A 12,654-nucleotide genomic window follows, 5' to 3' on the forward strand; every position below is an offset into this window, starting at 1 on the left:
CCTCAGAGGTAGTCGGTCATCACGAACTCGGCCGTCACGGTCTCGCCGCCGCGCTTCAGCGTCACGGTGCTCGGCTGGCCGGCCGGACCGTTGAACAGGGCGATGGCCTCGCGCAGGTCGGCCACGTTCTGAACGACGTCGCCCGGACGCACGCCGGCCTTGGCCGCCGGGCTGCCGCCACCGACGGAATCGACCACGACCTTGCCGCCGTCGTTCGTCACCCACACCCCGGAGAGCGCATAGGTAGGCACGGTGGGGGCCTGGCTGTTGCGCCTCACCCAGAGGGCGTCGCTGGACAGCGACCAGTTCATGGTCCGCAGGAACGGCAGGCCCAGCACGGCATGGGCGCGCTGGCCGGCTTGATCCATGTCGGGCGGACGCACGCACACCAGGACGTTCTCTTGCACGATCGGGCCCAGTTCGAGCCGCTTGGCCCGCACCATCCGCCCGCGGCTCTTACTCAGGCCGAGCACCCCGCCCGAAAACGATTGCGGCGAATAGGGCGTGGCGTCGTTCCATAGGCCCCGCTTGACGCCTTCCTCGTAGGGCATGGTCAGGACCAGCGGTCCGCCGGTGTCGAGGATCGCCTCCAGCGGCGCTCCGTTCAGCATCACCTGGCCGAAGATGCGCTTGGAGGCGTTGGCGCCTTCGAGCCGCAGTTCGGCGGGCGCGCGGACATAGCCGTTCCGGTCCGGCGGCCCGTTGGGGAACAGTCGCCACTCGCCGGCGTCGAGGTCGAGCTCGCTGTCTCCCGTGGTCAGCAACCCCGCGGCCAACGCCCCCTGGGCGCCCAGCCGCAGGCCTTCTATGCCGCCGAAGGCCACGATCTGCTGGCGCACGGCGCCGCCCATCACGACGTCCTTGGCCTCGTATATCGGCGAGGGCTTGCCGTTCAGCCACAGGGTCCGCACCTGGCGCAGCTTCAGCTCTTCGGCCAGCGACTCGCGGATCAGGCTGAAGGCGCCGCCGGTGTCGATCGCGAAGGGGTAGGGGCCTTTGCCTCCGAGCGTCACGTCGATCAGGATCCGTTTGTCGTTCAGCGTGATCGGCGCGGCCACGACGCCGTCGGCCGCCAGGGCGCGGCCGGCGACACTCGCGAGGAACGGCGAGGAAAGCAGCGACAGAACGCGACGACGATTGAACATCCCAGCCTCGCAGGTTGTGGCCGCATCGGTGCAGCCTGAGGTGGATTCGTCAATCGCGCCGCGATGAAGCTTCAGCCCTTGGGCGTGATCCGCAGCACCTTGCCGTCTTCCTCGTCGGTCACCGCCCAGACGGCGCCGTCGGGGCCGACCACGACGTCGCGGATCCGCTCGCCGAACTCGGTCAGCAGGCGCTCCTCGCCGACCACCTTATCGCCGTCCAGCGTCAGGCGGGCGATGTGGTGCTCCTTCATCGAGCCGACCAGCAGACTGCCCTTCCAGGCAGGGAACAGGTCGGCGGTGTAGAAGGCCATGCCCGAGGGCGCGATCACCGGATCCCAGTAGTAGATCGGCTGCTCCAGGCCCTCCTTGGCGGTGATCCCGTCGCCGATCGGCTTGCCGGAATATTCCTCGCCATAGGTGATGGTCGGCCAGCCATAGTTCTTGCCGGCGCGCGGGATGTTCAGCTCGTCGCCGCCCTTGGCGCCGTGCTCGACGGTCCACAGCTCGCCGGTCTTGGGATTGATGGCGGCGGCCTGCAGGTTGCGGTGGCCGATCGACCAGATCTCGGGCTTGGCCCCGGTCTGGCCGGCGAAGGGGTTGCCCTCGGGGATCGAACCGTCCGGCTTGATGCGGATCACCTTGCCCAGGGTCCCGTCCAGGCGCTGGGCCTGGGCGCGGCCTTCGGGGATCGAGCGCTCGCCGGTGGTGACGAACAGGTTGCCGTCGCGGGCGAAGACCAGCCGGCCGCCGAAGTGCAGCGGCGAGGCCAGGGCCGGGGTCTGGCGCCAGATCACCTGGACGCTCTCGACCTTGGGCGTCGGGCCCGGGACCAGCTTGCCGCGAGCCACGCTCGTGCCGTTGCCGCCGTCACGCGGCTCGGCGTAGCTCCAATAGACGAGGCCGTTGTGGGCGTAGTGCGGATCGACCGCCAGGCCCAGCAGGCCGCCCTGACCGTTGGCGTCCACCGCCGGCAGGCCGGCGACGGCGGGCGACAGGGTCCCGTCCTTGGCCAGCAGGCGCAGACGGCCGGCGCGCTCGGTCACCAGGGGCGAGCCATCGGGCAGGAAGGCGATCGCCCACGGATGGTCCAGTCCCTTGGCCACGACCTGCACCTGGTAGGCGACGCCGGCGGCCTTCAGCGGCGCGCGGGTCTGGCCGGCGAAGGCGGGCTTCTGGTCGGGGGCGTTGGCGGCGCGGGTCTCGACCGGGCCACCGTCGGCGGTCACGGCCGGGGCGGCGCTGTCCTGGGCCTCGCCCGGGCCGCAGGCGGCGATGGCGAGAAGGGCGGAGGCGGCGAAGATCAGGGATGAACGCATGGAGGGACCATAACCGCCTTTTCGCGAACTAGGCGAGGGGGCGGCGAGCGCGGGCGTCGCGGTTTTCGGCAGGCGCATTGACAGGACCGGCCGCGCGGGGAAGGGTCCGGCGCTTTCCGGGCCCCGCGCCCCAGTTTCGGAGCTCGCCTTGACCGCCATCCTGCACGCCATGCTGGGCAAGGGGCTGGGCGGACTGGAGCAGGTGTTCCTCGACTACCAGCCGATCCTCGAGGCCTGGGCCGCCCGGCGCGGCGGCCTCTGCGCCGGCGTCGTGCGGGCCGGGGGCAAGGTGGCCGACAGTCAGGCCGGCCGCAGCCCGCCGCTGCTGTCCATGCCCGCCTATACCGACTGGGATCCCCTGACGCTCGGCGCGGCCCGTCGCATCGTGAAGGCCGTGAAGCCGGCCCTGATCCTCAGCCACGGCCAGCGGCCCGCGCGCCTGTTCCAGAAGGCCGCGCCGCGATCGACGCGATTGGCGATCTGCGTCCACAAGCCTGTCTTCGACATCGAGACCACCCGCACCGACTATATCTGCGTCGGTCGCCATCTGGCCGAGCTGGCTATCGAGCGCGGCGTTCCGGCCGAACGCGTCCACTTTGTGCCCAACGCGGTGAAGATCCCGAAGGTGCTGGCCGAGCCCTTCGCGGCGCCTGGGCGTCCGCCGCGCATCGTCGCGGCCGGCCGCCTGCATCCCAAGAAGGGGTTCGATCTGCTGATCGCCGCCGCCGCCCTGCTGCGCGACCGGGGCCTGGCCTTCGAGGTCGAGATCGCGGGGGAGGGCGACGAGCGCGTCAGGCTGGAAGGTCTGATCGCCGAGCACGGCCTTGGCGAGCGCGTGCGGCTGGTCGGCTGGCGCGATGCGCCCGCCTTCCTGGCTACCGGCGACGTCTTCGCCTTCCCCTCCTACCAGGAGGGATTCCCGCTGGTGCTGCTGGAGGCCATGGCCGCCGGCCTGCCGGTCGCCGCCAGCGCCATTCCGGGGCCGGACGAGATGATCGTCGAGGGCGTCAGCGGCCGCCTGACGTCCCCGGGCGACGCGCTCGCCCTGGCGGACGCCCTGGCCGGCCTGATCGCCGATCCGCCCAGCGCGGTCGCCTTGGGCCAGAAGGCGCGCGCGGCGGTGCTCGCCGACTACGGTCCGGAAAGCCTGGCCAAGCGCCTCGGCGCGGTTGTGGATGAGATCGCAAACCGGGCTTGAAGACCTCCCCGGTTTGCGCTTATAAGCCCGCTCCGCTTCGGCGGCTGGGTAGCTCAGATGGTTAGAGCGGTGGATTCATAACCCACAGGTCGGCGGTTCGATCCCGCCCCCAGCCACCACCTTCGCTTCGCGGGCGGATCAAATCCTGACAAATAAACAGCTTTTGCCTCAGGGCGCCGTCGTGTCTTCCGTCGCATAGACCGTCGCCAGCCGGAAAAGCTCGGCGCGGATCGGCTCGGGGAGGTCGACGGCGGCCTGCATGAACGGGTTGGAATCGCGCAGGGCGGTGAAGCGCGCGATCAGGCTGTCGCCCCCCTCGGTGGTCGCGTCCAGGCCGTCGAAAAGGGCCGCGATCGGCACGTCGAGCGTGCGGGCCACCTCCACCAGCTTGGAGGCGCTGATCCGGTTTTCGCCGGTCTCGTACTTCTGCACCTGCTGGAAGGTCAGGCCGATCGCCTTGGCCAGATCTTCCTGCGAAACGCCGGCCGCGCGACGATGGGCGCGGATCAACGCGCCGACATGCCTGTCGACTGGATGGGGAATAGGCGAGCCCGCCATGACGCCCTCCCGTATACGAAAACCAACATTTCGGGTTTGCCTCGGGAGCGTCGAAAAAACAAGAGCTTAACGAACGTCGTTCGGTGGAATATTCCTTACGGTCAAGTTGGCTCGGCGGCTCAGGCCGCGAACGCCACCAGGACGCCGTCCGGTATGCCGTCGCGCCGGATCGTCGCCAAGCTCAGTTCGACCGTGCGCTCGGCCCCGTCCTTGACCAGAAGGGTGACCGGCAGGCGGCTCGGAGCCTCGCCCTGCAGGGCGCGTTCGACCGCCATGGTCAGGCCGCGACGCTCGGCCGGGCGGACGATGTCGCTGAGGCGGCAGTCGCGTAGCTCGGGTTCGGAAAAGCCCGTCAGGCGCAGGAAGTCGGCGTCCATGCCGGCCAGCACCCCGCGGATGTTCAGCCGCGCCGTGGCCAGGTCCGGCAGGACGGCGAGGGCGGCCTCCAGGGCCGCGGCGCGGTCCAGGCGAGCGCGCAGGTCGCGCTCCTCGGTGCGGTTGACGAACAGCGCCGCCACGCCGCCCGGATAGGGGAAGACGCGCACGCCGAAGCTGCGGCCGGGCTGGACCGTCGATTCGGATTCGAATTCCAGGGTCTCGCCGGTGCGCAGCACGCGACGGAACTGTTCGCCGATCAGGGCCTGGGCGGGGGCGTTGAACACCTCGTTCCAGGCCGCGCCCACCAACTGCGAGGCGCTGGCGCCCTTGAGGTCCTCGAACACGGCATTGACGGCGGTGATGCGCAGGTCCGGATCCAGGGCCACGAACGCCTCGTTCATGTGGCCCAGGATCGCCGAGCGCGCCGTTTCGGCCGTCTGGAGGGCGGAGTCGTTGTCGTAGCCGACGGGCCCCTCTTCAAATCCGGCGGCGGCGTAGTGCTCGGCTGAGATCATCACCACGCGTGGACGGCCGTGATGGGTGACGATCACAGGCCCCGATAGAGCCACGTCCTGCCACTGGCCGAAATTGCGGCTGATTTCCCCCGCGGTCATCCGGGCGGGCGGGATGTCGCGCGACTTCATGTCGCTACTCCAGATTTGCGTGGAATCCGGACGCTACGCATTCACCGAAACAAACTCTCGGAATGGTTGGTCGGTTGCGCGCTAAAGTTACCGTCGGGCGAGTGAGGGGGCAACGGCGTGCAGGGGGCGGCAGAACGTCGCAGAGGTTGAGGGTTCCATGTCCGTGAAGTTCATAAAGTACGTATTACCCGCACGAACGAGGAGACAGCCAAGGTCGATCTAATCTTGCCTCACAACCAGAAGGGCGTGTGAGGCGCGTATGAGGAAACATCGTTCGCTTTCGAAGTTCGGCGCCGACCGGCAAGGAACCGCCCTTGTCGAGTTCGCCCTGGTCGTCCCGATGCTGCTGGTCCTGGTGGTCGGCATGCTCGGCTGGGGCGCCTACTTCTGGATGGCCCATTCGGTGCAGCAGGTGGCCAATGACGCCGCCCGGGCGGCCGTGGCCGGCCTCAACACCGCCGAGCGCAGCCAACTGGCCAGCGAAGCGGCCGCCGCGGGCGTCGTCGACTATGCCGGGCTCGATCCCACCAAGCTGAAGACCACGGTCTCGGACCGCGGCGACCGGGCGGTGGTCTCGGTCGCCTACGACGCTTCCAACAGCCCGATCTTCGCCTTCGCCAGCATCACGCCCATGCCGTCCAGCCTGATCACCCGCCAGGCCTCGGTGCGTCTCGGAGGCTATTGAGCGATGCGCAACTGGCTTTCGAATGAGCGCGGCGGCGTGGCGATCTTCGCCGCGGCGGCCCTGACCGGCGGCGTCGGCCTGGCGGCCCTGGCCGTCGACCTGGGCTCGGTCTATCTGCAGTCGCGGCGCCTGCAGGGCGTCGCCGACCTGGCGGCCCTTTCCGCGGCCGCCGACCTGACTCGCGCCGACCGCGCGGCCAACGCCACGGTCGAGGTCAATCCGGTCGGCGGGACGGTGGCGGTGAAGGTGGCCAAGGGCCGCTACGACGCCCAGCAGGCGGCCCCGCCGCAGCGCTTCCAGGCCGGCGAGAACGGCGCCGACGCCGCCCGCGTCACCGTGGAAGGCCAGGTCGACCTGTTCTTCGCTCAGGCCCTGCTGGGCAAGCCGAGCATTCCGATCCGTCGGCAGGCCACCGCCGCCCGCGCAGACCTGGCCAGCTTCTCGATCGGCACGCGCCTAGCCAGTCTGGACGGCGGCGTCGCCAACGCCCTGCTCAGCGGCCTGACGGGCAGCTCGGTGAACCTGTCGGTGATGGACTACCAGTCCCTGGTCGACGCGGATGTCGAGCTGTTCGGCTATCTCGACGCCCTCGACACCAAGTTGGGGATCCAGGCGGCCAGCTACGATGATTTGCTGAAGACCAACGTCAAGACCAGCAAGGCCCTGTCGGTGCTGTCCGACGTGCTCTCGACGGAGGGGAAGACCCGCGCCGCCGGGGCCGCCAAGGTTCTGGCCTCGGCCACCGCCGCCAACCAGACCGTCAAGCTCAGCGCCCTGATAGATCCGGGCCCCTATGGTCGCCAGGACCGGGTCGCCGGCGGGGCTGGCGCAGCGATCGGCATCGACGCCATGCTGCTGGCCAACGCCATGCTGACGCTGAGCAACGGCTCCCGACAGGTGCAGCTGGACCTCGGCAGCGCCGTGCCGGGCCTGGCCGACGTCGACGGCTGGCTGGCGATCGGCGAGCCGATGAACAGCACGCCGTTCATGACCGTCACCCAGGACAAGTCCGTCGTCGTTCGCACGGCCCAGGCGCGGCTCTATGTCGAGGCCAAGTTGCTCGGCTCCGGCCTTCTGGCTGGCGCGGCCCAGGTCAAGGTCCCGCTGCTGGTCGAACTGGCCTCGGGCGAGGCCAAGCTGGCGGCGCTGGACTGCGCGACCCGCACCACCACCCTGGCGGTCAAGCCCAGCGTCGGCTCGCTGACCATCGGCCAGATCGACACCGGCAAGCTGTCGGACTTCAAGCAGGCGCTCAGCCCGTCCAAGGCCCGCATCGTCCAGGCGCCGCTGTTCACGGTGGACGGCGCGTCGAAGGTGGACCTGGGCGGCGGATCGTTCCGCAACGTGGTGTTCAGCAACGCCGACGTGAAGGCCGGCACGGTCAAGACGGTGAAGACCAACGACCTGGCCGGCACGACCGTGGCCACCCTGGTCACCGGCTTGACGCTCGATGTCGAGCTGCTGGGCCTGCAGCTGGGGCTGGGCAAGTCGGCGGTGCTGACCGCCCTGACGCCGGTGCTGTCGGCCGCGGCCGCGCCGCTCGATCAGGTGATCAACAGCCTGACCGGCCTGCTGGGCGTGGGCCTGGGCGAGGCCGACGTCCGCACCAACGGCATGCGCTGCGGCGCCCCGGCCCTCGTGGCCTGACGATCTTCAACCCCAAGCCAGGAAAGCACAGTTCCATCATGTCCATGCAGTCGATCCAGGCGCAGTCTTGGCCGGGGCTCGGGACCGCGTCCGAGGACTTCCCGACGCGATCCTTCGGCTGCCGCGGCGCCTCGGCGGCCGAACGGGCCGAACCCTCGCTGCTGCACTCGACCTTCCAGCCGCCCAGCATCCGCGCGCGCCTGCAGGTCCTTTGCGCCCTATACGCCCACACCGCCTCGCCCGCGCGACGGTTGGAGCTGCTCGACAGCCTGGAGGGCCAGGTCCTGGAGCTGGCGCACTTGATGGCGATCGACCTCCTGGGCAACGGCTGGCGGCCGGACGGCGAGCGCGACCCGGCCTGATCCGCGCGGCCGGATTTTAGGTAAATCTTCGAAAAACCTTCACAACAGACGGCCGATTAACCGCGCCGTGCGTTCTTCAGGTCATGTCTATGTTCGATTCACGTTCGGGGGCCGAGCGGCGCACGTCGCCGCGCCTGTCCACGAACCGGTCGGGCAAGCTGTTGTGCGGCGCCTTCGCCTGGGACTGCGTGATCCGCGACGTCTCCGACGGCGGGGCCCGGGTGCAGATGCTGGCGGGATCCTCGCCCCCGGTCAGCGCCCAACTGGTCGACCTGGTCGGCGGCCTCGCCCATGACGTGAAGGTGGCCTGGCGCAAGGATCGGGAACTGGGCCTGATCTTCCTGCGCAGCACCGACCTGCGAGGCCTGGCCCCGGCGGGGGTGCAGACGGCCAAGCGCATCTGGGCGGCCGCCCAGAGCCGCGCCGACGCAGGCTGAGCCCCCTCTGAGACAGGCAAAGAAAAAGCCTCGCCTGGCGGGAGGCGAGGCTCTTCTAAGCGTACTCGATGATCCGTGGGATCAGGCGTCGGCCCGGGCGGCTTCCTCGGCCATGGCGCGGACGAGGTCCAGCACTTGGCGACGTACGCGGCCGCGGTTGATCTTCGGGAACACCTCGGCCAGTTCCAGGCCTTCCGGCGTGGTCAGGAATTCCTGAACAACGCGTTCGGCGTGGTGACCGACTTCGTCCTCTTCGGCGCCGTTCATCGGATCGGCCAGGCCGTCGAAGAAGAAGGACACCGGCACCTGCAGGGTGCGGGCGATTTCATACAGTTTCGAAGCGCTGACGCGGTTGGCTCCGCGCTCATACTTCTGGACCTGCTGGAAGGTCAGGCCCAGGGAATCAGCCAGTTGCTCCTGGCTCACGCCGAGGAGTTTGCGACGCATACGGACTCGACCGCCGACGTGCAGATCGACCGGATTGGGTCGCCGGCCTTCGGTTTCTTCACTCAACTTTTTCGCCTCCAACGGTTGTTTGTGTAAAATGACACGACCGGGGCGTTGGCGAAAGTCGAGCTTGGCCAGGTGCGGCGCTACGTCGCTGAGGTGGAGTTTAAGACTCCCCTAAGCGTTAAGCTGAAACTCCGGTTTCTGGCCGCGATCGCTCCAAATCCTCCGAGCCTTGCCGCTGGCGTCGTGCAGACGGAAAAGCGCTTCGGCGGAAAGGGTTTCGTCGCGCTCCGAACCCGGAAGAATCTGAGGCGTCATCGCCCGCAGCACCTGGCGCTGCACCGCGGCCAGGTCGCCGAAGGCCCGCAGGTCTTGTTCGTCGACGTGATAGCCGATGGTCGATTCGATGGCGATCGATTCGCGAACCCTGTGAAGCAATTCTCGCGACAGGAGAATTTCCGAGCCGGCGACGACGCCGTACTCGTAGGGACGCGGCAGACCGACCAGGCGCGTGTCGATCGGCGAGTTCATGATGCCCGGATAGAGCGCCATGTCGATCATGCCGACGAAGCGGCTGATGTTGTTGACCAGCGCCAGTTCCATCGCCGCGGCCCAGGCCTCGAACACCCGGGCGCCGCGACCCGGACCCTTCTTGGCGCGATAGGCCTCGGTGGTGAAGAGCCGGCTGGCTTCCCAGACGTCGGCGCCCTTCTTGGGCAGTTCGCCCGGGGCGATCAGGTGGGCGAACTTGTCGGCCAGCATGCAGCGGTCGTCGGTGGGCCGCAGGCGCAGGCCGACCTCGAGCTGCATGTCGTCGTCGAAGCCGAGCAGGTAGATGGCGCGCGCGTCGTCGTAGTCGTCGACCTCGCCGCCGTCGAGCACGACCAGGTCGACCCAGCCGTTCTTCTCGACGCATTGCTTGCGGCGTTCTTCGTGCATGGCCCAAAGCTGGGGGCCGTAGAGGTGACGGTTTTCGCAGGTGATGATGTGGATCATGGCTGTCCCCCGTTCTGGACAGCTGCATTAGGCGACATGATCCGCCCAATCGCCGATAGGCCAAACGGCCTATACGCGCGCCGCCTCAATCCGTGAGGCCATTTCAGATTATCGGGGGTAAGGCATCTGTGCGCTGGCGCACACCCTGGCGGAAAAGGGTTTGGTGGAGCAAGCCCACACACGCGCCAAGCGATATGTCGAAGACCTAACAGATCATCGAGTGATATTCAAGGTTGTGTAATTTCACGTACCGACGTTATGCGCGCAATGCGTGCAGTCGATCGGACTTTCAGCTGGCCTTCAGCAGGCCCAACTCACCGGCCTTCATCACCGCTTCCTGCCGCTTGACGACGCCCAGGCGCTTCTTGGCCGCCTCGATGTGGTGATGGACGGTGCGCGGCGAGAGCTCGAGGATCGCCCCGATCTCCCAGTCGGTCTTGCCGCGGCTGGCCCAATAGAGGCATTGGGCCTGGCGCTCGGAGATCACCCCGTAGTCGGGATTGTCGTCCTGCAGCTCCCAGTGCTTGAGCATGATGGTGCCAAACACCGTGGCCAGGCTTTCGACCACGGCGCGGTCGGCTGGATCGATGTCAGGCGTGTTCGCGGCGGTCGACATGCGGATCAGCACCTCGTGGCCGGCCGGGCCGAACACGCGCACGACGTAGCCGTCGTTCATGCCGAACTCCGAGGCCTCGCCCCACATGGCGTGGGCGCGCTGGTCGCCCAGGGGCTTGGCGTCGCTCCAGGCGAACGACTTGCTCGATTTCAGCAGCAGCTTAACGCAGGGGTCATGGACGACGTAGCGTTCGCCCCAATAGCGGCTGTCCCAGGCGTCGAAGTCCTGGCGCGACAGAGCCGGCGGTTCCTTGCCGTAGCGCTCGGCGTTGACCAGGGTGGCGGCGAAGCGATCGTAGCCGAACGCGGCCAGGGCGCGACCGAAGTGGTCCTCGACCTCGCTTGGCGCGCCGTAGTGCGGCGCCTTGCTCAGGAAATCCCAGGCCTGCTGTTCGGCCGAATTCAACACGCGCTCGCGCCTCCCGCTCCATGAACAACTTAGAGCTACTTTGGCGCGTATGCCAGTGGCGGGCGGCGATCTGTCGCGGGCTCTACTCAAGACAAATCTTGAGACAACTTCTAGTGAATCTGCAACCGTAAAAGTTGTGACCCTCGAAGTCTTGGCGGGCGATCAGGCGGCTTCCTGTTCGTCCTCGCCGGCCAGCAGGGCGCTCAGCACGACGGCCAGGCGCTCGGGCTTGATCGGCTTTTCGACCACGTCCTGCATGCCGGCGGCCAGATAGACGGCGACGTCCTCTGGACCGGCGTTGGCGGTCAGGGCCACGATCGGGACCACGCTGGCGGGACCGGTCAGGTCGCGGATGGCGCGGGTGGCGGCCACCCCGTCCATGCGCGGCATCTTGATGTCCATCAGGATCAGGTCGAACCGGCCGGTACGGGCGGCCTCGACCGCTTCGACGCCGTCGACGACCTGCTCGGAGGTGCAGTCGAACATCTCGCACAGGGCCTCGGCGACCATGCGGTTGGTGGCGTTGTCGTCGACGATCAGGATGTGGGCGGGGCGGGCCGAGACGGTCACCTCCTCGGCGTCGTCCAGGATCGCCTCGGCGGCGGGGGCGGAGAGGGCGAAGCGCAGGGTCAGGCCAGCGCCGCGGTTCGGCTCGGCGCGCACCTGGCCGCCCATCTCGCGCACCACGCGGTGGGCCAGCGCCATGCCCACGCCCAGGGCCATCTCGGCGCGGTCGTCCATGCGGCCTTCGCCCAGCGGGTCGAACACGCGGGCCAGTCGTTCCTCGGCGGTGACGGCGGCGGCGTTGTCGCGGACATCGCCTTCCAGGTGCAGGCGGTCGCCGTCGAGGCGGGCCCGCAGGCTGGCTTCGATGACGCCGCGGCCGTGGGCCAGGGCGCCGTCGATCAAGGCGTCGAACACCTGCAGCAGGCGCGAGGGATCGATCAGGGCGGCGGCCTCGGGCTCGCCGTCATAGGAGAACAGCAGGGTCGAACCGCCCTCGGCGGCGCGCGGGGCCCAGCGGGCCTCGACCGCGTCGGCCAGGTCGCGCAGGCGGGTCGGCTCCGGCGACAGGGCCAGGCCTCCGGTGGCGGCGCGGTGCAGGTCCATGGCGCGGCCGAGGATGTCGCTCATGTCGCGGCTGGTGTCGCTGATGGCGCGCACGCAGGCGGCGGCGTCCGGCGCCAGGCGCTGATGTTCCAGGCGGTCGGTGAAGGCCTGGACGCCGTCCAGGTGCTGACCGATGTCGCGGGCCATGCGCTCGACCAGACCCATGGCCTCGCGGGCTTCGCGCTGCTTGCGGCGGTGCGAGGCCAGCAGCGAGGCCAGGCCCCCGACACCGACATAGCCGCCGTGCTCGTCTACGGCGACGAAGGCGGTGCGAAAGACTGGGGTGGCGCTGGTGGCCAGGGCGTCGACGAAGACGCCGGGATCCATGGAGACGCGCACGCTGCGGGGCTCGGGGTCCATGACCTCCGACACCGGGCGCTCGTTGAGGTGGTCGGCGGCGACCAGCATCTGGCCCACGAAGACGTCGCGATACACCAGCCCGATCGGCGCGCCGGCTTGCGTGATCGCCAGGGCCGCCAGAAGCGGTTCGCTCGCGAAAATCTCCAGCACCGTCCGGCAGGACGTCTGGGGATCGACCGGGTCACGGCGATCGATGAGGCGTGCGAGCGTTTCCATGCGGCCGGGGGCTGGGCGTCGTTGAATTCACAGATTGGACGACTTGGCCTTGCAGAGTCGTTAAGTCACAGCCTTGAAAGCAGCGAGGGCGGCGGATTTGCATCCGCCGCCCCTTGTTTTTCATAGAA

At 68.6% G+C, this 12,654-nt stretch carries 13 protein-coding genes and 1 tRNA gene; 6 read left to right on the forward strand and 8 right to left on the reverse strand.

Annotated features, from left to right (window positions below):
- Nucleotides 1–2: 2 nt before the first annotated feature.
- Entirely contained in the window at nucleotides 3–1,145 is a 1,143-nt protein-coding gene (locus tag I4Q42_RS01055) for an aspartyl protease family protein (RefSeq protein ID WP_198574215.1), read from the reverse strand.
- Between the two features lie 71 nt (nucleotides 1,146–1,216).
- Nucleotides 1,217–2,461, reverse strand: a complete 1,245-nt coding sequence (locus tag I4Q42_RS01060; RefSeq protein ID WP_198574216.1) for a PQQ-dependent sugar dehydrogenase — start codon at nucleotides 2,459–2,461, stop codon at nucleotides 1,217–1,219.
- Between the two features lie 148 nt (nucleotides 2,462–2,609).
- Here I4Q42_RS01060 and I4Q42_RS01065 point away from each other — a divergent pair, with 148 nt between their 5' ends.
- Together I4Q42_RS01065 and I4Q42_RS01070 are read left to right on the forward strand one after the other, a co-directional pair.
- Complete coding sequence (locus I4Q42_RS01065; RefSeq protein ID WP_198574217.1) at nucleotides 2,610–3,659, forward strand: glycosyltransferase; 1,050 nt, start codon at nucleotides 2,610–2,612, stop codon at nucleotides 3,657–3,659.
- Between the two features lie 42 nt (nucleotides 3,660–3,701).
- Nucleotides 3,702–3,778 (forward strand) — tRNA-Met (locus I4Q42_RS01070).
- A 49-nt stretch (nucleotides 3,779–3,827) separates the two neighbouring features.
- Here the strand turns inward: I4Q42_RS01070 and I4Q42_RS01075 are convergent.
- Together I4Q42_RS01075 and I4Q42_RS01080 are read right to left on the reverse strand one after the other, a co-directional pair.
- The gene (locus I4Q42_RS01075; RefSeq protein WP_198574218.1) at nucleotides 3,828–4,217 is read right to left on the reverse strand and encodes a helix-turn-helix domain-containing protein; all 390 of its coding nucleotides are present in this window, start codon (nucleotides 4,215–4,217) and stop codon (nucleotides 3,828–3,830) included.
- Between the two features lie 119 nt (nucleotides 4,218–4,336).
- Complete coding sequence (locus I4Q42_RS01080) at nucleotides 4,337–5,239, reverse strand: PAS domain-containing protein (RefSeq protein ID WP_232792763.1); 903 nt, start codon at nucleotides 5,237–5,239, stop codon at nucleotides 4,337–4,339.
- A 259-nt stretch (nucleotides 5,240–5,498) separates the two neighbouring features.
- Here I4Q42_RS01080 and I4Q42_RS01085 point away from each other — a divergent pair, with 259 nt between their 5' ends.
- The 4 genes from I4Q42_RS01085 to I4Q42_RS01100 all read left to right on the forward strand — a co-directional run bounded on the left by I4Q42_RS01085 (nucleotide 5,499) and on the right by I4Q42_RS01100 (nucleotide 8,370).
- A complete protein-coding gene (locus I4Q42_RS01085) occupies nucleotides 5,499–5,924 on the forward strand; it encodes a TadE/TadG family type IV pilus assembly protein (RefSeq protein ID WP_198574219.1) in 426 nt (141 codons plus the stop codon).
- Between the two features lie 3 nt (nucleotides 5,925–5,927).
- Entirely contained in the window at nucleotides 5,928–7,571 is a 1,644-nt protein-coding gene (locus tag I4Q42_RS01090) for a pilus assembly protein TadG-related protein (protein ID WP_232792764.1), read from the forward strand.
- Between the two features lie 38 nt (nucleotides 7,572–7,609).
- Nucleotides 7,610–7,933 carry a hypothetical protein gene (locus I4Q42_RS01095; RefSeq protein ID WP_232792765.1) on the forward strand — a complete coding sequence of 108 codons (324 nt, stop codon included), beginning with the start codon at nucleotides 7,610–7,612 and terminating at the stop codon, nucleotides 7,931–7,933.
- An 89-nt stretch (nucleotides 7,934–8,022) separates the two neighbouring features.
- The gene (locus I4Q42_RS01100) at nucleotides 8,023–8,370 is read left to right on the forward strand and encodes a PilZ domain-containing protein (protein WP_332872995.1); all 348 of its coding nucleotides are present in this window, start codon (nucleotides 8,023–8,025) and stop codon (nucleotides 8,368–8,370) included.
- A gap of 81 nt (nucleotides 8,371–8,451) precedes the next feature.
- Here I4Q42_RS01100 and I4Q42_RS01105 read toward each other — a convergent pair whose 3' ends face one another.
- The 4 genes from I4Q42_RS01105 to I4Q42_RS01120 form a co-directional block, all read right to left on the reverse strand.
- The gene (locus I4Q42_RS01105) at nucleotides 8,452–8,883 is read right to left on the reverse strand and encodes a helix-turn-helix domain-containing protein (protein ID WP_110119520.1); all 432 of its coding nucleotides are present in this window, start codon (nucleotides 8,881–8,883) and stop codon (nucleotides 8,452–8,454) included.
- A 111-nt stretch (nucleotides 8,884–8,994) separates the two neighbouring features.
- A complete protein-coding gene (locus tag I4Q42_RS01110) occupies nucleotides 8,995–9,816 on the reverse strand; it encodes an acyl-homoserine-lactone synthase (protein ID WP_198574221.1) in 822 nt (273 codons plus the stop codon).
- Between the two features lie 289 nt (nucleotides 9,817–10,105).
- Nucleotides 10,106–10,840 carry a helix-turn-helix transcriptional regulator gene (locus I4Q42_RS01115; protein WP_198574222.1) on the reverse strand — a complete coding sequence of 245 codons (735 nt, stop codon included), beginning with the start codon at nucleotides 10,838–10,840 and terminating at the stop codon, nucleotides 10,106–10,108.
- Between the two features lie 162 nt (nucleotides 10,841–11,002).
- A complete protein-coding gene (locus I4Q42_RS01120) occupies nucleotides 11,003–12,526 on the reverse strand; it encodes an ATP-binding response regulator (protein WP_198574223.1) in 1,524 nt (507 codons plus the stop codon).
- Nucleotides 12,527–12,654: the final 128 nt, after the last annotated feature.

The organism is Caulobacter hibisci (genome assembly GCF_016135805.1).
GTDB classification, from domain to species: Bacteria; Pseudomonadota; Alphaproteobacteria; order Caulobacterales; family Caulobacteraceae; genus Caulobacter; species Caulobacter hibisci.